This is a genomic window from Alteromonas nitratireducens, assembly GCF_040812025.1.
Lineage (GTDB): Bacteria > Pseudomonadota > Gammaproteobacteria > Enterobacterales > Alteromonadaceae > Alteromonas > Alteromonas nitratireducens.
In genome coordinates this window covers 176,754-196,588 of sequence record NZ_JBFNPK010000006.1, presented here as the reverse complement: position 1 = coordinate 196,588, position 19,835 = coordinate 176,754, and the positions used below count along the sequence as shown (strand labels likewise).

General features: G+C 54.6%; 22 protein-coding genes. 16 read left to right on the top strand and 6 right to left on the bottom strand.

Annotation, left to right across the window (positions count from 1 at the left end):
- Positions 1-59: 59 nt before the first annotated feature.
- Positions 60-1,265: a bifunctional phosphopantothenoylcysteine decarboxylase/phosphopantothenate--cysteine ligase CoaBC gene (coaBC, locus tag AB1N33_RS07910; protein ID WP_411271005.1), complete on the bottom strand. Its 1,206-nt coding sequence runs from the start codon at positions 1,263-1,265 to the stop codon at positions 60-62.
- 149 nt (positions 1,266-1,414) lie between these two features.
- Between coaBC and radC the strand changes: the two genes are divergently transcribed.
- Positions 1,415-2,095 (top strand): RadC family protein, encoded by a 681-nt coding sequence (radC, locus tag AB1N33_RS07905; protein WP_411271004.1) that lies wholly within the window; start codon positions 1,415-1,417, stop codon positions 2,093-2,095.
- Position 2,096: 1 nt separating this feature from the next.
- Here radC and AB1N33_RS07900 read toward each other — a convergent pair whose 3' ends face one another.
- Positions 2,097-3,116, bottom strand: a complete 1,020-nt coding sequence (locus AB1N33_RS07900; RefSeq protein WP_411271003.1) for a CDP-glycerol glycerophosphotransferase family protein — start codon at positions 3,114-3,116, stop codon at positions 2,097-2,099.
- Positions 3,117-3,419: 303 nt separating this feature from the next.
- Between AB1N33_RS07900 and rpmB the strand changes: the two genes are divergently transcribed.
- The 4 genes from rpmB to mutM all read left to right on the top strand — a co-directional run bounded on the left by rpmB (position 3,420) and on the right by mutM (position 5,213).
- Entirely contained in the window at positions 3,420-3,656 is a 237-nt protein-coding gene (gene rpmB, locus AB1N33_RS07895; RefSeq protein WP_044055442.1) for a 50S ribosomal protein L28, read from the top strand.
- 11 nt (positions 3,657-3,667) lie between these two features.
- On the top strand, positions 3,668-3,823 hold the full coding sequence (rpmG, locus tag AB1N33_RS07890) for a 50S ribosomal protein L33 (RefSeq protein WP_012516577.1): 156 nt from the start codon (positions 3,668-3,670) through the stop codon (positions 3,821-3,823).
- A 101-nt stretch (positions 3,824-3,924) separates the two neighbouring features.
- Complete coding sequence (locus tag AB1N33_RS07885) at positions 3,925-4,401, top strand: hypothetical protein (protein ID WP_411271002.1); 477 nt, start codon at positions 3,925-3,927, stop codon at positions 4,399-4,401.
- Between the two features lie 2 nt (positions 4,402-4,403).
- Positions 4,404-5,213 carry a bifunctional DNA-formamidopyrimidine glycosylase/DNA-(apurinic or apyrimidinic site) lyase gene (gene mutM, locus AB1N33_RS07880; RefSeq protein ID WP_411271001.1) on the top strand — a complete coding sequence of 270 codons (810 nt, stop codon included), beginning with the start codon at positions 4,404-4,406 and terminating at the stop codon, positions 5,211-5,213.
- Between the two features lie 11 nt (positions 5,214-5,224).
- Here the strand turns inward: mutM and coaD are convergent, their stop codons facing one another.
- Together coaD and AB1N33_RS07870 are read right to left on the bottom strand one after the other, a co-directional pair.
- A complete protein-coding gene (coaD, locus tag AB1N33_RS07875; protein ID WP_411271000.1) occupies positions 5,225-5,719 on the bottom strand; it encodes a pantetheine-phosphate adenylyltransferase in 495 nt (164 codons plus the stop codon).
- 75 nt (positions 5,720-5,794) lie between these two features.
- A complete protein-coding gene (locus tag AB1N33_RS07870) occupies positions 5,795-6,535 on the bottom strand; it encodes a 3-deoxy-D-manno-octulosonic acid kinase (protein ID WP_411270999.1) in 741 nt (246 codons plus the stop codon).
- 83 nt (positions 6,536-6,618) lie between these two features.
- Between AB1N33_RS07870 and AB1N33_RS07865 the strand changes: the two genes are divergently transcribed.
- The 8 genes from AB1N33_RS07865 (at position 6,619) to glpG (ending at position 15,384) form a co-directional block, all read left to right on the top strand.
- On the top strand, positions 6,619-7,662 hold the full coding sequence (locus AB1N33_RS07865; RefSeq protein ID WP_411270998.1) for a glycosyltransferase family 9 protein: 1,044 nt from the start codon (positions 6,619-6,621) through the stop codon (positions 7,660-7,662).
- 102 nt (positions 7,663-7,764) lie between these two features.
- Positions 7,765-8,208, top strand: a complete 444-nt coding sequence (locus AB1N33_RS07860; RefSeq protein WP_411270997.1) for a hypothetical protein — start codon at positions 7,765-7,767, stop codon at positions 8,206-8,208.
- Positions 8,205-9,374 carry a hypothetical protein gene (locus tag AB1N33_RS07855; protein WP_411270996.1) on the top strand — a complete coding sequence of 390 codons (1,170 nt, stop codon included), beginning with the start codon at positions 8,205-8,207 and terminating at the stop codon, positions 9,372-9,374. Before AB1N33_RS07860 ends, AB1N33_RS07855 begins: the two co-directional genes overlap by 4 nt.
- A gap of 4 nt (positions 9,375-9,378) precedes the next feature.
- On the top strand, positions 9,379-11,832 hold the full coding sequence (locus AB1N33_RS07850; RefSeq protein ID WP_411270995.1) for a putative bifunctional diguanylate cyclase/phosphodiesterase: 2,454 nt from the start codon (positions 9,379-9,381) through the stop codon (positions 11,830-11,832).
- Positions 11,833-11,985: 153 nt separating this feature from the next.
- Positions 11,986-13,182 (top strand): glycine C-acetyltransferase, encoded by a 1,197-nt coding sequence (gene kbl, locus AB1N33_RS07845; RefSeq protein WP_411270994.1) that lies wholly within the window; start codon positions 11,986-11,988, stop codon positions 13,180-13,182.
- Entirely contained in the window at positions 13,179-14,204 is a 1,026-nt protein-coding gene (gene tdh / locus AB1N33_RS07840; RefSeq protein WP_411270993.1) for an L-threonine 3-dehydrogenase, read from the top strand. Before kbl ends, tdh begins: the two co-directional genes overlap by 4 nt.
- The gene (gene glpE, locus AB1N33_RS07835; RefSeq protein ID WP_411270992.1) at positions 14,201-14,518 is read left to right on the top strand and encodes a thiosulfate sulfurtransferase GlpE; all 318 of its coding nucleotides are present in this window, start codon (positions 14,201-14,203) and stop codon (positions 14,516-14,518) included. The genes tdh and glpE overlap by 4 nt, the downstream gene beginning before the upstream one ends.
- The gene (gene glpG / locus AB1N33_RS07830; RefSeq protein WP_411270991.1) at positions 14,515-15,384 is read left to right on the top strand and encodes a rhomboid family intramembrane serine protease GlpG; all 870 of its coding nucleotides are present in this window, start codon (positions 14,515-14,517) and stop codon (positions 15,382-15,384) included. Before glpE ends, glpG begins: the two co-directional genes overlap by 4 nt.
- On the opposite strand, the gene AB1N33_RS07825 is transcribed toward glpG, so the two are convergent.
- The gene (locus tag AB1N33_RS07825; protein WP_411270990.1) at positions 15,381-15,797 is read right to left on the bottom strand and encodes a flagellar basal body-associated protein FliL; all 417 of its coding nucleotides are present in this window, start codon (positions 15,795-15,797) and stop codon (positions 15,381-15,383) included. The two genes, glpG and AB1N33_RS07825, sit on opposite strands and share 4 nt — an antisense overlap.
- A 196-nt stretch (positions 15,798-15,993) precedes the next feature.
- Here AB1N33_RS07825 and AB1N33_RS07820 point away from each other — a divergent pair, with 196 nt between their 5' ends.
- Both AB1N33_RS07820 and ubiA read left to right on the top strand, forming a co-directional pair.
- Positions 15,994-16,566 carry a chorismate--pyruvate lyase family protein gene (locus AB1N33_RS07820; protein ID WP_411270989.1) on the top strand — a complete coding sequence of 191 codons (573 nt, stop codon included), beginning with the start codon at positions 15,994-15,996 and terminating at the stop codon, positions 16,564-16,566.
- On the top strand, positions 16,550-17,419 hold the full coding sequence (gene ubiA / locus AB1N33_RS07815; protein WP_411270988.1) for a 4-hydroxybenzoate octaprenyltransferase: 870 nt from the start codon (positions 16,550-16,552) through the stop codon (positions 17,417-17,419). Before AB1N33_RS07820 ends, ubiA begins: the two co-directional genes overlap by 17 nt.
- A gap of 4 nt (positions 17,420-17,423) precedes the next feature.
- Here ubiA and ubiK read toward each other — a convergent pair whose 3' ends face one another.
- Positions 17,424-17,678 carry a ubiquinone biosynthesis accessory factor UbiK gene (gene ubiK, locus AB1N33_RS07810; protein WP_411270987.1) on the bottom strand — a complete coding sequence of 85 codons (255 nt, stop codon included), beginning with the start codon at positions 17,676-17,678 and terminating at the stop codon, positions 17,424-17,426.
- 141 nt (positions 17,679-17,819) lie between these two features.
- Here ubiK and rep point away from each other — a divergent pair, with 141 nt between their 5' ends.
- The gene (gene rep, locus AB1N33_RS07805) at positions 17,820-19,835 is read left to right on the top strand and encodes a DNA helicase Rep (protein ID WP_411270986.1); all 2,016 of its coding nucleotides are present in this window, start codon (positions 17,820-17,822) and stop codon (positions 19,833-19,835) included.

The window sequence follows — 19,835 nt, the reverse complement described above, 5'->3', positions numbered from 1 at the left end:
ACCGGGTCTGTCGCCCGTGTTCCGTGTTGTAGTTGGCGTAGTGCCGTGTCGTGTTGTTATTATTTTTCCCGTGCGGCTTCGCTGAACCGCGCGGCGATCATGCTTACCAGTTCCCCGGCAAGCGCGTTTTTTGACATCGGTGGCAATGTCTTATCGCCACCGGGCCAGAAAACATGAAGCGCATTTTCATTGCTGTTAAAGCCCAGTCCGGGTACCGTGATGTCATTAGCTGCAATCATGGCCAACCGTTTTCTTGTCAGCTTATCTTTCGCATACTGCGCCAGGTCGTGACTTTCAGCCGCAAACCCTACCGTAAAAGGTGGCTGTGGCAGCGATGCGACATTAGCAAGAATATCAGGGTTTTTAATAAAAGTAAGCGTTAACTCATCACCGGTTTTCTTTATTTTCTGGTCGCTCACACTGGCAGCGCGGTAATCCGCAACAGCGGCAGTACCAATAAAGATGTCGGCACTATCAATGACCTTCATGGTGGCATCCAGCATTTGTTGTGCGCTTTGCACATCAATGCGGGTGCAGCCAGGTGGTGTGGCAAGACTGACTGGTCCGGCTATCAGGGTTACTTTCGCGCCCCGGGCGGCCGCGGCTGCCGCCAGCGCAAAGCCCATTTTGCCAGAGCTGTGATTGCTGATGTAGCGCACCGGATCGAGCGCTTCCCGCGTGGGGCCTGCCGTAATAACAATGTGGCGGTCTGCCAGGCGCGGATCGGCTGGTGGCGCCAGCGCGGCAACAATATCCAGAGGCTCAAGCATGCGTCCCGCCCCGACATCGCCGCAGGCCTGTTCACCGCTGTCCGGCCCCAGTACGGTGACGCCCATCATGCTCAGAGCAGACAGGTTGCGCTGGGTTGCCGGCGCTTTCCACATTTGCTGGTTCATCGCGGGCGCAATGAAGACCTGTGCGGTGGTTGCCAGAAATAGGGTAGATAACAGATCATCGGCCAGCCCGTTGGCCAGTTTAGCCATGCAGTTCGCGGTGGCAGGCGCAATCAGCAGAATGTCCGCCCATTTGGCCAGTTCAATATGCCCCATGGCAGCTTCTGCATCGCGGTCCAGCAGGTGCTGGTGGACAGGGTTGCCGGATACAGCCTGAAGAGAGAGTGCACTCACAAACTCTGCGGCCGAGTCGGTCAGAACCACTCGGACGTCTGCACCCTGGGCTGTGAGTTTTCTGACCAGATCGGGCGTCTTGTAAGCGGCAATTCCCCCGGTCACGCCGAGTAAAACCTTGGTGTTGGCTAGTGTCATAGCGAAATGCAGGTACCTGTTAATGCGATATAGCCTATCACGAAGCGTTCGGGTTCGGTAGCCGTGTGAATGGCATAAACCGACACTCTGAACAGTCGAGCAAAACGACGCTTTTGGCTATAACTGGCAAAAAGACGCAGGGGATGCGAATGCCATCTATGAAAGCCTGGCCGGTGATGGAGCGGCCAAGAGAAAAGCTCCTTTACCGGGGCGTAAACAGTTTGTCAGACGCCGAATTGCTTGCGGTGTTACTGGGTACCGGCCAGAAGGGCAAATGTGTGCTGACGCTGGCGCGCGCAATACTGGACGAAATGGGTTCACTGTCTGCAATTGTGACCGCCAGCGAGCAGGATTTCACCGGACTGGCCGGGGTCGGCAGAACCCGCTATGCACAGCTGCAGGCGGCGTTTGAGATCATCCGTCGCCATCTGGAGGCGCCGCTCAAACGCGGCAATGTCATTAATGGCGCCGAGGATGCCCGTCAGTTTCTGCGCGCCCAGTTACAGGACTGTCGGGAAGAAAAATTTGGCATGATGCTGCTGGACAGTCAGCACCAGCTGATCGCGTTCAGAGTGATGTTTACCGGCACCATCAACAGTGCCGTAGTGTATCCCCGCGAACTTATCCGGCAGGTCATTGCTGACAATGCCGCGGCGGTTATACTGACCCACAACCATCCCTCGGGGGTGGCTGAGCCCAGTGACGCCGATATCCGGCTTACCCGCGATATTGTGGCGGCAATGGGGCTGATCGATGTTGGTGTGCTTGATCACATCATTGTCGGGGCAACCACGACGGTGTCGCTGGCCCAGCGTGGGCTGCTCAGCTGACTTACTTCCAGTATCCGAGGCGCTTTCTGAGCTTGAGGTTTCGCAGCCAGTTACGCGGCTTTGGCTTATTTTCAGGGCGCGGAAAATGAGCGAGTTCATCCAGCGTTGCAGCCAGTACCCGGCGCGCAGACTGACCGTCGGTATAAGGGTGCATGCGGGCGCAATACTCGCTGATCCGCGCAGTCAGCGCACCATCCCCACTGAGTGCCTGAGTGACCGCACCGGTCAGCGCCGAAGGGTCGGTAATGTTTATCAGCACGTCATCAGGCTCGGCATTATTAAAGGTTACCACCGGCTTATGCATCAGCAGGAACTCAGTTATTGCCGATGAAGTGTCTGACACCATTACGTCGCAGCGCTGGAGTAACGGCAGGATAGAATCTGACTCAACCACTTCCAGATTGGCATTCTGGGCATCGCGATAACGTGCAATGACGGCTTTATCCATTTTGGGATGGAATTTTACTTTCCATTGCCAGTCCTGCTGCTCACTCAGCGCATATATCTGCGACAACAGGGCGTCAGCCGAAGTAAAGCTGGGTGAGAACGTCGGCGCGTAGAGGATCTCTGGTGGTGAGTTTTTCGTTGCTCTGTCGTGGGTAGTAAACAGAGGGTCCAGCTTGGTCCAGCCGGTTTCCCTGACGGTAAAATGCGGATGGCGCTCCCGCAGTGCGAGAAAACGCTCAGTGAAAAACGGCCCCTGCGTGCAGTATAAATCAAAACAGTCACGAATACGAAAATGGCCTTTCTTTTTCCATTCAAAGCCATGAAAAACCTGTACTTTCAGGCCGGGAATAAACGACGGGACGATATTGCCGGGCAGAAAGGTTGCGTCAGGCTGGTAGCTGACCACCTCGTCAACACTAATAAGCCGGCTGCTGGTGGCTGGCAGACGGGCGGGGTTAACCTCATTGCCTTCAAAAAACCATCGTACCTCGTGACCTTCTTCCCGCATGACAGCCTCAAGTGGCGCCAGGATTTCAAACGAGTAATTCTGTGAAATATAAAATAAAAAGCGCATGTCACATCCCCTGGCGATGTTTTTTATTGATTACGGCCTGTGTGGCTGCGAGTATAGCGCGGACGATTCGAGATGACAGCGCCGTTGTTTCATGTCATTTCAGCAATTTTGCGTTTTTTACCCTGTGTCACGGTCAAATCAGCCGTAAAACGGTAGTTTTTTACTTTTCTTATTGAATTCGGGGGCGCATTGCTGTATAAAATGCGCCCTCTAATTTGTGGTTATACGTCATTTGACCCAGTGACTAAATGAGTGGTGGGATCGATTGGCGCGACAGTTATCGTTGTTCTGGAGACAAATACAATGTCAAGAGTATGTCAAGTAACAGGTAAGCGTCCTACGGTTGGTAATAACCGTTCGCACGCAAGAAACGCGACCCGTCGTCGCTTTTTGCCTAACCTTCAAACTCACCGCTTTTGGGTTGAGAGTGAAAATCGTTTCGTTAAGCTGCGTCTGTCTGCAAAAGGCATGCGTATCATCGACAAGAAAGGTATCGATTCAGTACTGACTGACATCCGTGCCCGTGGTGAGAAAATCTAAGGAAGCCGACTATGCGTGATAAAATTAAACTCGTTTCTTCTGCAGGTACTGGTTTCTTCTACACCACTGACAAGAACAAGCGTAACATGCCGGGCAAAATGGAGATCAAAAAGTATGATCCCGTTGTTCGTAAGCACGTTATGTTTAAAGAGGCAAAAATCAAGTAAATAACGCTTGCTTTTGTCTCCACGAAAACCCGGCCGATGCCGGGTTTTTTGTGTTGTGTGGTAAGCTATTTTTACGGTCCGTTTTCATCACAGGAGTTCGCGTGGCCAGGTTGTCACAGCGCGCCATGAATAATGTGGTTATCTTTGCCATGCTGGCGATGATAGCCCTGTTTAATCTCAACAGCTTCCTTCCTCAGCCGACATCAGATGATGTGCTTTCGGTCATCGGCAGTAACGACTTTGTGCTCAAAATTGAGCAGGATGGCAATGTGCTTGAACGTGCCGGCCAACAGTGGCGACAGCGCACCCAAACCACGCCTCAGCCTGCCATTACTCCGCAGCAACAATTGCGCGCCTGGCAGACTGCTACCCTGGTGCCGGTTTCCTTTGCAACTAACGCACCGTCCACATCGCCGGTGGTGGCGGTAGTATGGCTGGCCGGTCAGAGTCAGGGGCAGGTCTATGCGTTTTATCCCTCCGAAAGCGGCACGCTGGTAAAGTACAACGGTAGCTGGTATCAGCTGCGCGACGCCTCCCTGTCTTCATTGTTACCCTGGTTACCCGAAGGAGAGTTTTAGTTATGCCTGAGTTACCGGAAGTCGAGGTCAGCCGGCAGGGGATTGCGCCCTGGCTCGAAGGGCAACGTATTGAGTCGGTTATTGTGCGCGATAAGCGCCTGCGCTGGCCGGTACCTGACGCCGTGCAGGATGCGGTTGGCGAAACCATTCTGGCGGTACGCCGGCGGGCAAAATACCTGTTCATCGAAACTGCCAAAGGGGCCATGGTGTTGCACCTTGGAATGTCCGGAAAGCTTCGCGTTATCGATAAGCACACGCCTGTGATCAAGCATGACCATCTGGATGTGGTGCTGGGCAGTGGAAAGTGTCTGCGCCTCAATGATCCTCGCCGGTTTGGCGCCTGTTTATGGCAATTGCCCGGCGAAACCTTAAAACAGCTGCAATCGCTGGGCCCAGAGCCGCTGACCGATGAGTTCGACAATGAGCGCCTGTACCGGCTGTCGCGTGGGAAAACCTCACCGGTTAAAACCTTTATCATGGATAACGATGTTGTGGTTGGCGTTGGGAATATTTACGCCAATGAGGCACTGTTTATGGCGGGGATCCACCCACGTCGCGCGGCCGGTAAAATCAGTGCCGCGCGCTATCAGGTGCTGACCGCCGCGATTAAAGAGGTGTTAGCCAAAGCCATTGAGCAGGGGGGCACCACGTTAAAAGACTTTACCCAAAGTGATGGCAATCCGGGGTATTTTGCTCAGCACCTCAGGGTATATGGCCGGGCTGGCAAGGACTGCGAACGTTGTGAAGGCACCATCAAAAGTGAAGTGATCGGGCAGCGCAACACGTTTTTCTGCCACCGCTGCCAGCGCTGAGTTCACTTAAATCAGGCGTCCTTGTTGCCATGCAGGCGACGATACAGGGCTTTTTCTACTTCCGGGTGGCAGAAGCCACCCACGTTACCGCGGTGCAGTGCCACTTCCTTCACCAGGGTTGATGAAATAAAGGAGTTTTCCTCGGCCGGTGTCAGAAACACGCTTTCCAGCTTTGGGTTCAGACGGCGGTTCATGTTTGCCAGCTGAAACTCATATTCGAAGTCAGACACTGCGCGCAGGCCACGGATCAGGATCGTGGCATTCTGCTGGTCGGCAAAGTCTGCCAGCAGGCCGGTAAACCCCATCACTTCAACATTCGGCAGTGAAGCCGTGACTTTTTTTATCAGCTCAACACGCTCGTCCAGAGAAAACAGCGGTTGCTTACTGGGGTTCGATGCTATCGCTACAATCACGTGCGAGAACAATTGCGATGCCCGTTCGATCAGATCGGCATGGCCATTGGTGATAGGGTCAAAGGTTCCGGGATAAATTGCGCGGGTATGCATAGTCTTCTAATGTGCTCAGCATAATATGGTGCAAACAGTAGCGATAAATAACAACGGATTCAACGCCACAACGGTTTAGTTTTTTTCGGTCTCGCCTATGTAGGCACGGCGGTAGCCTTCCAGCAAATGTTGCCAGTCCTGCTCTGTCCAGTGAAACTGCGCTTCGCGATTTTTTTCTTTACGTAACGAGCGAAGCAATCGGTCAAGGTTACCCTGCTTCCACGTCTCGCCATTACGTTGCGAGCAGCGGTCAAAGTCAATCAGCCAGACCGTGTCGTTTGCATCCAGCAGAATATTACGAATGTTAAGGTCATGATGATAAACCTGATGCTGATGAAACCGGGCAATGGTGGCGCCGATGGTGTGCCACTGCGACGGGCCAAGCGACGATTCGCACAACAGGGCATGACAGTCGCGGCTGTCCGGTATCATGTCGATAATAATGTCTGCGCGATACCAGAGACCGTGGTGGGTTACCCTGGCAGCAACCGGGCGAGGCACCGGCAAAGACAGCCCCCGCAGCGATGCGAGCAGGCGAAACTCACTGAACGCGCGGGTACGCTTAAGGCCGGTAAAGGCATATTCGTCGCGCAGCACACGGCCCACCAGACCGCCCCGACAGTAATGGCGAAGTACCCAGCGATACTTGCCGGTGTCAATAAACAGCGTGGTGCCACGCCCTTTTGCCTGACCAATAACGCGCTGCTGGCTTCGCCAGTATTCGGCGTCGAACAGGCTCGCATCGGGGTCGGCGATAAGCGTATCGTCATACAACACGACCTCACCGGACGGGGTGTTTTTCTGTAATATCGCCATCTCAATAATAACGTATGGTAAAGTACTGGCTAGTCTACCATTTTTATTCATGTCTTTGACGTTTTCAGCAAGAGAGTACTGTCGTGAGCAAAAAGATTTGCCTGATGCGCCTGTCGGCGATTGGTGACGTGTGCCATGCCGTGGCCATGGTAAACCGGATCCAGCAGCACTGGCGTGATGCTGCACTGACCTGGGTTATCGGGAAAGTCGAATATCAGCTGGTGAAACAAATGCCGGGGATCCGCTTTGTGATATTTGACAAGTCCAAAGGCAAAGCGGCAGTAGAAGCGCTGAAGCAGGAGCTGGGTAACGAGGAATTTGATGCGCTGCTGATGATGCAGGTTGCGCTGCGGGCCAACATGGCGTCGCGCGTCATTAAAGCCCGTCGTCGTATCGGGTTTGACTGGCACCGCAGTAAAGAGCTGCACTGGCTGTTCGCCAATGAACGGGTTGCCGCACACCCTCAGGCCCATGTGCTTGACGGATTCATGGACTTTGCCGATAAGCTGGGCGTGCCACCGGTGGACGCCCCGGCCTGGGATATTCCGGTCTCCGACGAGGACGACGCATGGGCGCAGGCGCAGGCAGAGGAACTTGGCCCGTTTGTTGTCATCAGTCCGGCGGCCAGCAAAAAAGAACGAAATTGGTTGCCAGAACGATACGCGAGTATCGCTAACTATCTCTCAAATAAGGGAAAGTCTGTGATATTGTGCGGCGGACCGGGTGCGCTGGACCGTCAGACTGCCAGTGATATCAAGGCGTGCAATCCGCAACTGGCGAAGGATTATACCGGCCAGACATCGCTGCATCAGCTGCTTGCGCTGTTAAAGCGTGCAGAACTGGTGATTGCGCCGGACACCGGGCCAGCCCATATGGCGACCACGGTGGGGACGCCGGTCATTGGCCTGTATGCACACTCGAATCCGCGTCGTACCGGACCCTATAACAATATCGACAACGTGGTGTCGGTGTACGACGAATGTATTGAAGAACAAAAAGGTAAACCCTGGCAGTCACTGCCATGGGGAACACGTGCGAAGGGCGCGACGTTGATGGCGCGGATCCCGGAGTCCCGCGTGATCGAACAAATAGATAATCTGTTGAAAGACGAAACACCGCTGCGCTAAACACGGCAACGCAACGTAAGCTTAACTAGAATAACGATAAACAGAGACGTTGATAATCATATGGGCAGGGAGACTTCCCCGTTGACACTTTTCAGCAGACTGATGCACGCAACGCGCAGCACACTCGCGGCTCTCTCCGTTAGCGTACTGCTTATGCCTGCGGTGTCAGTAGCACAAACCGATGACAATATTGTGGTTATTGTGAATCCGACGGTATCGGCAACGACGCTGTCGCAGACCGATATTCGTCAGATTTTTACCGGACATCGTCAGTTCTGGGATGACGGCAGTAAAATCGAAGTCTTTGTACTGGAAAACAGCCGCGACATTCACAAGGCATTCTGCCGTGAAAGAATGAAGATGTTTCCTTATCAGTTAGAGCGCCTGTGGAATCAGGTGACCTATTCAGGCCAGGGAGAGCCACCCGTGCGACTATCCACGCAACAAGAACTCATCAATGCGGTACAGCATACCCCCGGCGCCATTGGCTATGCCGAGGAAGGGGCACTCAGTGATGCCAACGTCATTAAGGTTGAATCGAAATGAAGCGCGTAGCCTTTTTATTAACAGCACTGACACTATCGGGCGGGCTTCAGGCCAAATCGGTGTCCTGGCATGGGTATGTTTCCCAGGGCCTGACGCAATCCAAAGGCAGCCGGTTTATTACCGACAATGACGATATCACTGCCGAGCTGACCGAACTGGGCATCAATGGCCGTTACGACATGAACCCGTCCATTTCACTGGTAGGCCAGCTGGTCTATCTGGACGGTGGCAATCGTTATGATCAGGGTACCCGTCTTGACTATCTGTTTGTCGACTGGAGTCTGCCCGAGGTGGCCGGCTGGGATCCGCAACTGCACATTGGCCGCTTTAAAAACCGGCACTGGCTGTATTCTGCCACCCGCGATGTACCGCAAACCCGCGCCACGGCGGTACTCCCCCAGTCGGTGTATTTTGATATTTTCCGTGATATTGCGCTTGGCAGTGACGGTATTCAGGCGCAGGCAAAGCGGTTTACCGACGACAGCATCTGGGAAGTGATCTGGAGCTACGGGCGCTCTGAGCTGAGCGATGAGCAGCAGGATACGCTGCTGAGCAGTCTGGCGCAGGGTGAGGCCGACCAGGACTTTGTGCATCAGTTCAGTGTGTACTGGCAGCCGTCGGACATGTCCTGGCGGGTGGGTTTAAGTGGGCTGTCGTCAGAATTCAGCTACGACGCAGCCGACGCTGATCCGATCCTCGACGGCAATGTCGAAGTTAAACGCCTGATGCTGAGCATGCAGTATTTCAGTGAAAACTGGGAGTTCAGCAGTGAGATCCTGCGCGAGTACCAGACTTACCAAGGTCTGTTCTCGACTGACTTTTATCAGAGCGGGGTTGGGGAAGGGGGATACGCCCAGTTCCGCTATTTGCTGAACAGCGATGTCAGTGTGCTGTTAAGTTACGATGTGTACTACCCTGACCGCAACGATCGCGATGGCACTCGTCTGGTTGAGCAGTCTGGCGGATTGCTGCCTGACTACCTGGGTTACATGCGCACGCGTACCGTCGGTTTTCGCTGGGATATTGCCCCTAACTGGCGTTTCCAGGCCGAGCACCACTGGGTGAATGGCACCGCCCGCGCACAGAGCATTCTCAATCCCGTGCTGTCAGGACATAACCAGGAAGCCTGGCGGATGTGGGCTGCACAGCTGATGTACTGGTTCTGATCTGATGAAAGTACGGCTGTCCATCACCCTCAAGGTCATGGTCATTCTGCTGATCATGATGCTGACCGTGACGGTGGCAATCAGCACCATCCTGATTGATCAATCAGAAAATAATATCGACAGTGAACAGGTGCTGCGGCAGGCCCGCTATCAGCGCCTGTTGTCTATTTATGAAGATGTGCTGCACAACCGCACGGTGTTATGGCTTGATGCCTATGCGAATGCAGAGCTGGCCGGTACACCCGGCACTGAGGTGCTGGCCGGGGCGCTGGCCTCGGCGCGCGAGTACCTGTCGCTGAATATGCAGATCCAGGATTACTGGTTGTATCAGTCAGACCTGGTCACCGGGTCGTCACCCGCCCCCGACTTTCTGCCTGCGCTGGTCAAACGTACCCAGGATTCACTGCAAAGCCGCTTTGTGACGCATTGCACTGAACAGTGCATTCGGTATCTGACCGTACCGGTAATGGCCGCCGATGAGCCGGTCCCCGTGGTGGTGTTGTCACTGAGAATGGTTGAGCTGCTGTCGCTGTTAACTCAGTCAACCGGTGCCGCCAGACTGGCGCTGGTAAGTACAGACCCGGCCACCGGCGACCTGCAACTGGCCAGCCGTCTGACCGCCGAGAACAAAGCCTTCATCGACTATGTATTAGCGCGCGTTGCCCCACAGGAAAACCACGAGGCGCTCAACCGTCGCGGTATTCGCATGACCATGAATGATCAGCATTTGCTGGTCAGCCTGCTGCCGCTGGAAAACGTACTGCAAACCCAGGCCTATGTGCTGGTGGTGCAAAACATTACTGACCGGGTTGAACAGGCGCGTCGTTACGAGACCCAGGTGCTGGGCATTGCTGCCAGCCTGTTTGCGGTATTTGCCGTGCTGCTGTACCTGTTCTTACGTCAGTATGGCAGAAAGCTGATGCAGTTAAGCCGGCGCCTGCCGCTGCTGGCCGACCACAAGTTTCGAGAATTTGAACAGGCCGGACGTTATGAGCTTCGCCCGGACAAAGGGCGGCTGCGCGACGAACTTGATGTACTTGAGCATGTGGCCGACGACCTGGCATTTCAGCTTGAGGAAATTGACGGGCAGATGGCCATTAATACCGCCAAGCTGGAAAAAATTGCCATGTTCGACAGCCTGACCGGTCTGCCGAACCGCAACATGCTGACATTCCAGATTGAGCAGCATGCCGATACCGCCAGCCCGTCTGAAAAGATGATTGCGCTGATGTTCATGGACCTGGACGACTTTAAGAAGGTCAATGACAGCTATGGGCATGATGTTGGCGATAAACTGCTTAAAGCGGCCGCACTGCGGATTTCGCGTCCGCTGGGCGAATCCGACATCGCCTCGCGCTTTGGTGGTGACGAGTTTGTGGTACTGATCACCGAGGCGGTCAGCCGTGATCACGTGGAAACCATTGCCCGCCATATTCTGCAGCAGTTTGAGGCACCGATTGATGTAGGCGGCATGCAGTTTTATATCTCGGTAAGTATTGGTATTGCCATTTCGCCCCGCGAAAGCGTTAATGCGGTTGAGCTGCTGCGCCATGCCGACATTGCTATGTACGACGTCAAAGGGCAGAAGGGCGCGGGTTACCGGGTATATGACTCGGCCATGAACCAGCAAATTATGAACAAGGTAGAAATGGAGCGCGAGGCACGCATTGCGCTGAAAGAAAATCAGTTCTTCCTGGCGCTGCAGCCACAGCTGGATTTAAAAACCCGTGAACTGGTGGGCTTTGAGGCGCTCCTTCGCTGGCGTCACCCGGAAAAAGGGCTCATCCCGCCGGGCGACTTCATTCCATTGCTGGAAAACACCGCGTTTATGCTGGAGCTGGATTACTGGGTAGTGGCGCGCGCCACCTATTTGCTGAATGCGCTCATCACCAACGGCTACCCTGATGTGAAAATGGCGATCAACCTGTCATCCGGTCACTTTATGGATCCCACGCTGCCATCATTCCTGCAAAATCAGATAGACCAGTACGCGCTGCCACCAGGGCAAATATCCCTGGAGCTGACCGAGACGGTGCTGGTGTCTGATTTGTCGCGGGCAACCACCATCATGCACGCCATCCGTGATATGGGCTGTCTGATTGCCATTGATGACTTCGGGACAGGGTATTCGTCGCTGAGTTACCTGAAATCGCTGCCCGCCGACTTCATCAAAATTGACCAGTCGTTCATTGCCGGTATGGCGGAAAGTCAGGATGATCGCAGCATTGTGCTGTCGACTATCTCGATGGTGCGCAGTCTCGGCCTCACGGTGATTGCAGAGGGGCTCGAATCGCCCGAACAGTATGAATTGCTGTGTCATTTTGACTGTCATCAGGGTCAGGGGTATCTGATAAGCCGTCCCATCAATGAAGATGATTTGTGGGCAGAGCTGGAAAATAAGGTGGCCGCCGGCGTGTGGACGTCACCGCTGCCGGTCTTCACTCAGGCAGATCGCTAACCCCTGATGGCCCGTATCTACCCCCAAAGCGATGGGGCCTGTGCGGTTTTATTTACACGCATTATCGGGCAGGACAGGTAAAGTAACGCAGGGTGCTATACCCGCTCGGGTCCATTCATTACACTACGCCTTTTTAGCGAATTGGAGAACGGCATGTCAGAGGCATTTATCGAACACCTTCGCTCGCAGATTGAAAGCACCAAAGAAGAAGGGCTTTACAAGCGCGAACGCGTCATTACATCACAGCAGCAGGCTGATATTGATGTCAGCGACGGCGACCATGTCATTAACTTTTGTGCCAACAACTACCTGGGGCTGGCCAATCACCCGGACCTGATTGCAGCGGCTAAAGCGGGCCTGGACAGTCACGGTTTTGGTGTGGCATCGGTACGCTTTATCTGCGGTACGCAGGATATTCACAAGTCCCTTGAGCGTTCGATCAGTGACTTCCTTGGTACCGAAGATACCATTCTGTACCCGTCATGCTTCGACGCCAATGGCGGTCTGTTCGAAACCCTGCTGGGCCCTGAGGACGCGATCATCTCTGACGCCCTGAACCATGCCAGTATTATTGACGGCGTCCGTTTGTGTAAGGCCAAACGTTATCGCTACGCTAACAACGACATGGCCGCGCTCGAGGAGCAGTTAAAACAGGCCGACGCCGATGGCGCCCGCTTCAAGGTGATTGCCACTGACGGCGTGTTCTCAATGGACGGCGTGATTGCCGATCTTGCGTCTATCTGCGACCTGGCTGACAAATACAACGCGCTGGTGATGGTGGATGATTGCCATGCGACCGGGTTCCTGGGTGAGCACGGCCGTGGCAGCCATGAATACTGCGGCGTAATGGGACGGGTAGATATTATCACCGGTACCCTGGGTAAAGCGTTGGGCGGTGCCTCTGGTGGTTACACCTCAGGTAAAAAAGAAGTGGTGGAATGGCTGCGTCAGCGTTCACGTCCGTACCTGTTCTCTAACTCGGTGGCGCCACCCATTGTGTCGGCATCGCTGAAGGTGTTTGACATGCTGCGTGACGGTCATGAACTGCGTGCGCAACTGTGGCGCAATGCTGAGCACTTCCGTCGTCGTATGGAAGAGGCCGGCTTTACGCTGGCAGGTAAAGACCACCCTATTATTCCGGTAATGCTGGGCGATGCCCGCCTGGCCAGCGAAATGGCAGACAAACTGCTGGCAAAAGGCATTTATGTGATTGGCTTCTCGTATCCGGTGGTACCGAAGGGACAGGCGCGTATTCGTACACAAATGTCAGCCGGTCACACCATTGAACACATTGATAAAGCTGTTGACGCGTTCATTGAAGTGGGGCGTGAACTGGGAGTGATTGAATGAAATCGCTGGTAAAACTGCATCGCGAGCCCGGCATCTGGCTGCAAGACTCACCCAAGCCAGAGATGGGCCACAACGATCTGCTGATTAAAATTCGTAAAACGGCCATTTGTGGCACCGACATGCACATCTACAACTGGGATGAGTGGTCGCAGCAGACCATTCCGGTACCTATGATTGTCGGCCATGAATATGTGGGCGAAGTGGTGGATATGGGCCAGGAAGTGCGCGGTTTTGAAATTGGTGATCGTGTATCCGGCGAAGGGCACATTACCTGTGGTCACTGCCGTAACTGCCGTGCCGGCCGCCGCCATCTGTGCCGTAACACGTCGGGCGTGGGGGTTAACCGCCCTGGTGCGTTTGCAGAATACCTGACTATTCCGGCGTTTAATGCGTTTAAGATCCCGGACAACATCAGTGATGATCTGGCGTCTATATTCGACCCGTTCGGTAATGCGGTACACACTGCGCTTAGCTTCGATCTGGTGGGTGAGGATGTGCTGATTACCGGCGCCGGCCCTATCGGTATCATGGCCGCCGCGGTAGCGCGCCATGTTGGTGCCCGTCATGTGGTGATCACCGACATTAACCCGTATCGTCTGGAACTGGCCAGAAAAATGGGGGCGACACGCGCGGTCGACGTCAGCAAAGAAAAGCTGAAAGACGTCATGAACGAACTGGGCATGACCGAAGGCTTCGACGTGGGTATGGAAATGTCGGGGGTGCCGGTGGCGTTTCGTGACATGCTTAACCACATGAACAACGGCGGTAAAATTGCCATGCTGGGTATCCCCCCGCAGGATGTGGCGATTGACTGGAATCAGGTTATTTTCAAAGGCCTGGTGATCAAAGGCATTTACGGCCGTGAAATGTTTGAAACCTGGTACAAAATGGCGAGCCTGCTGCAAAGCGGTCTGGACTTGTCGCCAATTATTACCCACCGCTACGCCATAGAGGATTTCCAGAAAGGGTTTGATACTATGGGGTCTGGTGAATCCGGCAAGGTAATTCTGGACTGGACATGACAAACACGTTTTCACATATCAGTGTCACCGGCGTCGATGACCTCGACGCCCCGGTGATTGTGGATATCCGCGATCCGCAGTCGTACGCGAACGGCCATATCCCGGCGTCGCTACATCTGACAAACGACAATGTTGCCGAGTTTATTGATACCACCGCCAAAGACAAACCCGTTGTGGTGGTGTGTTATCACGGCAACAGCAGCCAGCATGCGGCGCAGGTGCTGGTGGGGCAGGGCTTTTCTGAGGTCTACAGCATGGATGGCGGCTTTGAGGCATGGCGGCTTCAGGGTAAGCCGGTGGAAAGCGCGTCGTGAGCGTGGCGCTGATTGCGTTTGGTCAGGAGGGGCCGGCGCATCTGCTGGCAAACTACCTGCGCAGTCAGCACATTGAGGCGCGGGTAGAAACCGACGGTGAGGGCACCTTCACCGTTACTCTGGCTCGGCAGGAGGACGTGGAAAAAGCACGCATTATCACCGAAGCCTTTATTGCCGATCCCGGCAATGAAAAATATCAGCAGGCCGCCTGGCAGCAGGGTGAGGGCGTGCGGCTGAGTAAGCGCAGTGCCCGTGGCAGCACTCAGTGGCTCGAAAACGCGCGCCGTGCACCGTTCACCGCCCTCATGTTTGCCGCCTGTCTTATCATTTATGTGTTATCGGTATTTGGTTTGTTCGGCACCATTGCCCAGCATCTGATGATGCAGCCGTTACCGGTTTTGCTTGAAAATCACCAGTGGTGGCGTCTGATTGGGCCGGCACTGATCCACTTCAGTATTCTGCACATTGTGTTTAACCTGCTGTGGTGGAGTGTACTGGGAGCCCAGGTAGAGCGAACCCTGGGGGTGAGCATGCTGCTCATCCTGTTTGTGGTGTCGGCGGTTATTTCCAACATAGCCCAGTCATTTTTCAGCGCGCCGGTGGGCGGTTACCTGTTACCGTTTGGTGGTCTGTCGGGTGTGGTGTACGCCCTGATGGGGTTTGTCTGGTGGCTCGGCTGGTTAAAACCAAACTGGGGGCTGTCATTAAATCGCAGTATTGTGGGCTTTATGCTGGTCTGGCTGGTATTAGGCTACGCCGACATTCTGTGGGTAAATATGGCAAACGCCGCGCACACTGCCGGGCTGATTACCGGCTGCGCTATGGCGGCGCTGCTCAGCATCGGGGCCGATCGTCGCAGCGCTTAGCTCTGATAGAGGTATTTGGTGAAAATCACGTTTTTCACCACTTCCGCACCGGTTTCCTGCTTCATTAAATCCTGCACGGCTTTCAAAATGGCCTTACGGATATCCTCACGGCCGGTCAGCGATTTTACTTTTTCTTCCGGCTGCTGACCGAATATCTCGATAGCGGTAGCGCGAATAAGCGGCATGTGGTGCTCGGCCACTTCCAGCTCCTCAGCACTGTTAATCATCAGCTCCATCGTCACTCTGACGTAACCCAGTTTACGCGATGTCGGGCCAAGGTAATTGGTAACAATGTCCGGCTCAAGACCGAGGTACGCGAAGGTCGGGCGCTGTTGCGCCGTTGCCTGCAGCGAAAAGCCAAGGGTGCTGAGCAGCAGGCTGACTGCCAGAAAACGGGATAAAAATTGCTTCATGAATGACAATGCCGGTAGTTCTTGTCTTCGTAAGATAATGTTTAGTGTATCAAATCCTGCCTGAAACACACTACTTCTTAAGTTGAACCCTTCGTTGGCGGCCCGCGGGCGGGTACGCCGTCATTTCATACACATACGTCGCCCAGTTTCAGCGAAAGTGATACCATACGCGAAAACACGAAACCGGAACGGACTGTTGCAGGGAACGGTACATTTTCCAGTGGGACTGGACGTTGAGTGGCACGCGCCGACAGCGGCTCACATCCCCGATGCTTATCTGAAGAACTGGCTGCTGGACACCGGCTCGCTGACAGAGCGGGTGCAGGCATTGTGCCGTCAGTTCGACTTAACTGTGCTGGGGCAGGGCAGCAGTACGCTGCATGCTGCCGAACGCGACTGGCTGAATGCTGATGATGACAGCCATTATGATGTGCGTGAGGTGCTGCTGGTGGCCGACGGTACGCCCTGGGTATTCGCCCGGTCGGTGATCCCGCATGCGCTGATTAAACAGGAGCTGGCGAACCTCGGCAGCGAGCCACTCGGACGACGCTTATTTAACGACGCACGGTTCCAGCGCACCGAGTTTGAAGTGTGCCAGTTAAACGATGACCAAAGCGCGCTGTTCTTTGCGCAGTGCGCCAGACGCTGGCCGCTGTGGGGGCGGCGTTCGCGGTTTTCTATTGATGGGTTACAGATGATTGTGGCAGAGGTGTTTTTACCGGCATCGCCTGCCTATGAAAAAGGGTATCAGTATGGCAATGCCAGGTAGTCAGACGCGGTGGCACGGCTATATCCAGTTAATGCGGCTGGACAAGCCGGTAGGTATTTACCTGCTGTTATGGCCCACGCTGTGGGCGCTGGTGATGGCCTCTGAGGGGCTACCGGGGGGTGGCGTGACCGCGATTTTTGTCGCGGGCGTGGTGATTATGCGCTCGGCCGGCTGCATCATTAATGACTACGCCGACCGGCGTGTGGACGGCGCGGTGAAACGCACATCGGCGCGGCCTTTGGTAACAGGGGCGGTTACCGAGCGTCAGGCGCTGACCCTGTTTGCTCTGCTCATTGGCGTAGCGTTTGCGCTGGTTTTACTGCTTAACTGGCAGACCATTGCGCTGTCTGTAGTGGCGCTGTTGCTGGCATCCAGTTATCCGTTCATGAAGCGTTATACCCATTTGCCGCAGGTGGTGCTGGGCGCTGCGTTTGGCTGGTCTATTCCTATGGCGATCATGGCGGTAATGGAAACCGTGCCGGTGTGGGGCTGGCTGCTGTTTGTGGCAAACCTGCTGTGGACCGTAGCGTATGACACCATGTATGCCATGGTCGACCGCGATGACGACGTCAGGGTGGGCATTAAGTCTACCGCCATTTTGTTTGGTCGTTACGACGTGCTGATTGTATCAATATTGCTGCTGACCGTGCTGGCGCTGTTTGTGGTGATTGGGCAGATGATGGCAGCGGCCTGGCCTTTTTATGCCGGGGTGGTGGTATCTGCCGGCTTATTTATCCGGCAGTATTTCCAGATCCGTGAGCGTCAGCGCGACGCCTGTTTTCGCGCCTTCCTGGAAAGTCATTACGTCGGGCTGGTAATGACGCTGGCGCTGATTGCCAATTATCTGGTGTAAGTGATTACGACGGCTTGTTGGCCTGTTCTTCCAGTGCAGCCAGCCGCGCTTCCAGCGCTTCCAGTTTCTCGCGGGTGCGAATAAGCACCTGACTCTGGATATCAAACTCGTCACGGGTAACCACATCCAGTTTGGCCAGCTGCGCCTGCAGTACCTGTTTGAACTTGCCCTCAGCTTCTTCCGCTACGTTACGAACGCCAGGCGGGATGGCATTGCTGAGTTGTTTGGCGATTTCTTCGAGTTTTTTCGGATCAAGCATGGATTTCCCTTATAATGCGCAGCGTTTACTGCCACCTATTCTAATGGCAACCGGCGCACATGCAATGAAAAGCGTCTGACAAGTCGGCCACAGCCGAATTGCCGGTAACAAAGCAATGCAACATTTAACCACTGGAGTGTCATGAAACTTAACGACGCGCAACAAGCTGCGGTGACCTTTGTCTCTGGTCCCTGTCTGGTGCTGGCGGGTGCCGGCAGCGGCAAGACCCGTGTGATCACCAACAAAATTGCCTACCTGGTCAGGGAGTGTGATTTGCCTGCGCGTTATATTGCTGCGGTAACGTTTACCAATAAAGCCGCCCGCGAGATGAAAGAGCGTGTGGCGCAGACCCTGGGTAAACCCGAAGCCCGCGGGCTGAAGGTGTCCACGTTTCACACCCTGGGACTGAATATCATTAAAAAACATGTGAAAGAGCTGGGCCTGAAGCCGGGCTTTTCGCTGTTTGATGACAAAGATTCGCTGGCCCTGTTAAACGACCTTACCGCCGACACGCTGGATGGCGACAAAGACCAGCTCTCATTGCTGCAAAGCTGTATTTCTAACTGGAAGAATGACCTGATCCTGCCCGACGCGCTGGAAAAACGCGCGGTGAGTGCCGGTGAACGTGAGTTTGCACAGGCCTACCGTGAATATCAGAATCACCTGCGCGCGTACAACGCCCTGGACTTTGACGACCTGATCCTGCTGCCTACGCTGTTGCTGAAAACCCAAGAAGAGGTACGGCAGAAATGGCAGAACAAAATTCGCTATCTGCTGGTGGATGAATACCAGGACACCAACACCAGTCAGTACGAACTGGTAAAACTGCTGGTGGGTGAACGCGCCCGGTTTACCGTGGTTGGCGACGACGACCAGTCTATTTATTCCTGGCGCGGCGCCAAGCCGCAGAACCTGCATTTGCTGCAGCAGGACTTTCCGCGTCTGAATGTGATTAAGCTGCAGCAGAACTACCGCTCATCGGGGCGCATACTGCATTGCGCCAACATTCTTATCCAGAATAACCCGCACCTGTTCGATAAGACCCTGTTTTCTGAACTGCACTACGGTGAACCGCTACGGGTAATTGAGGCGAAAAACGAAGAGCACGAGGCCGAGCGGGTGGTGGCCGAACTGCTGGCCCATAAATTCATGAACCGCACGCAGTTTAAAGACTACGCCATTCTTTACCGTGGCAACCATCAGAGCCGGTTGTTTGAAAAGCTGCTGATGAGTAACCGTATTCCGTACAAAATCAGTGGTGGCATGTCGTTCTTTGGCCGTACCGAAGTGAAAGACATCATGGCGTACCTGCGTTTGCTGGTGAACCAGGACGACGACAACGCGCTGCTGCGAATTATTAACACGCCAACGCGCGGCATTGGCCGGGCCACGCTGGAGAAATTGGGTAATTTTGCCAACGCCCATCATATCAGCCTGTTCGCCGCTGCAACGCATCCGGGGTTGTCGTCGGTGTTAAGTGGTAATGCCTATCAGGCCGTATCCGGCTTTGGCCGCTGGGTTGTGACCCTGGCCGATAACGCCATGCGCGGTGACACCAAGGCCGTGCTGCGCGAAATGATCAAATCGATGGGCTATGAAGAATGGCTGTACGAACACAGCCCCAGCCCGAAGGCCGCTGAAATGGCCATGGCGAACGTCAGTACCCTGTTTGGCTGGATTTCCGACATGCTGGAAGGGAACGACCTGGATCCGCCCATGAACCTGACCGAAGTGGTCAACCGGCTTATTCTGCGCGACATGATGGAACGTGGCGAGGAAGACGGAGAGGCCGATCAGGTACAACTGATGACGCTGCACGCCTCGAAGGGGCTGGAGTTTCCTATTGTCTTTCTGGTTGGCATGGAAGAGGGCCTGCTACCGCACCAGAGCAGCATTGACGAAGACAATGTGGAAGAAGAGCGCCGGCTTGCTTACGTAGGGATTACCCGCGCACAGCGTGAGCTGATTTTCTCATTGGCCAAAGAGCGCAGACAGTTTGGTGAAATCATTCAGCCAGAGCCAAGCCGCTTTTTGTTTGAACTGCCACAGGATGATGTGCAGTGGGAAAGTAACAAGCCGCGCGAAAGCAAAGAAGTCAGGCAGCAAAAGGGTCAGGCCAGTATTGCCAATCTGCGCGATATGCTGTCGAAAAAGTAG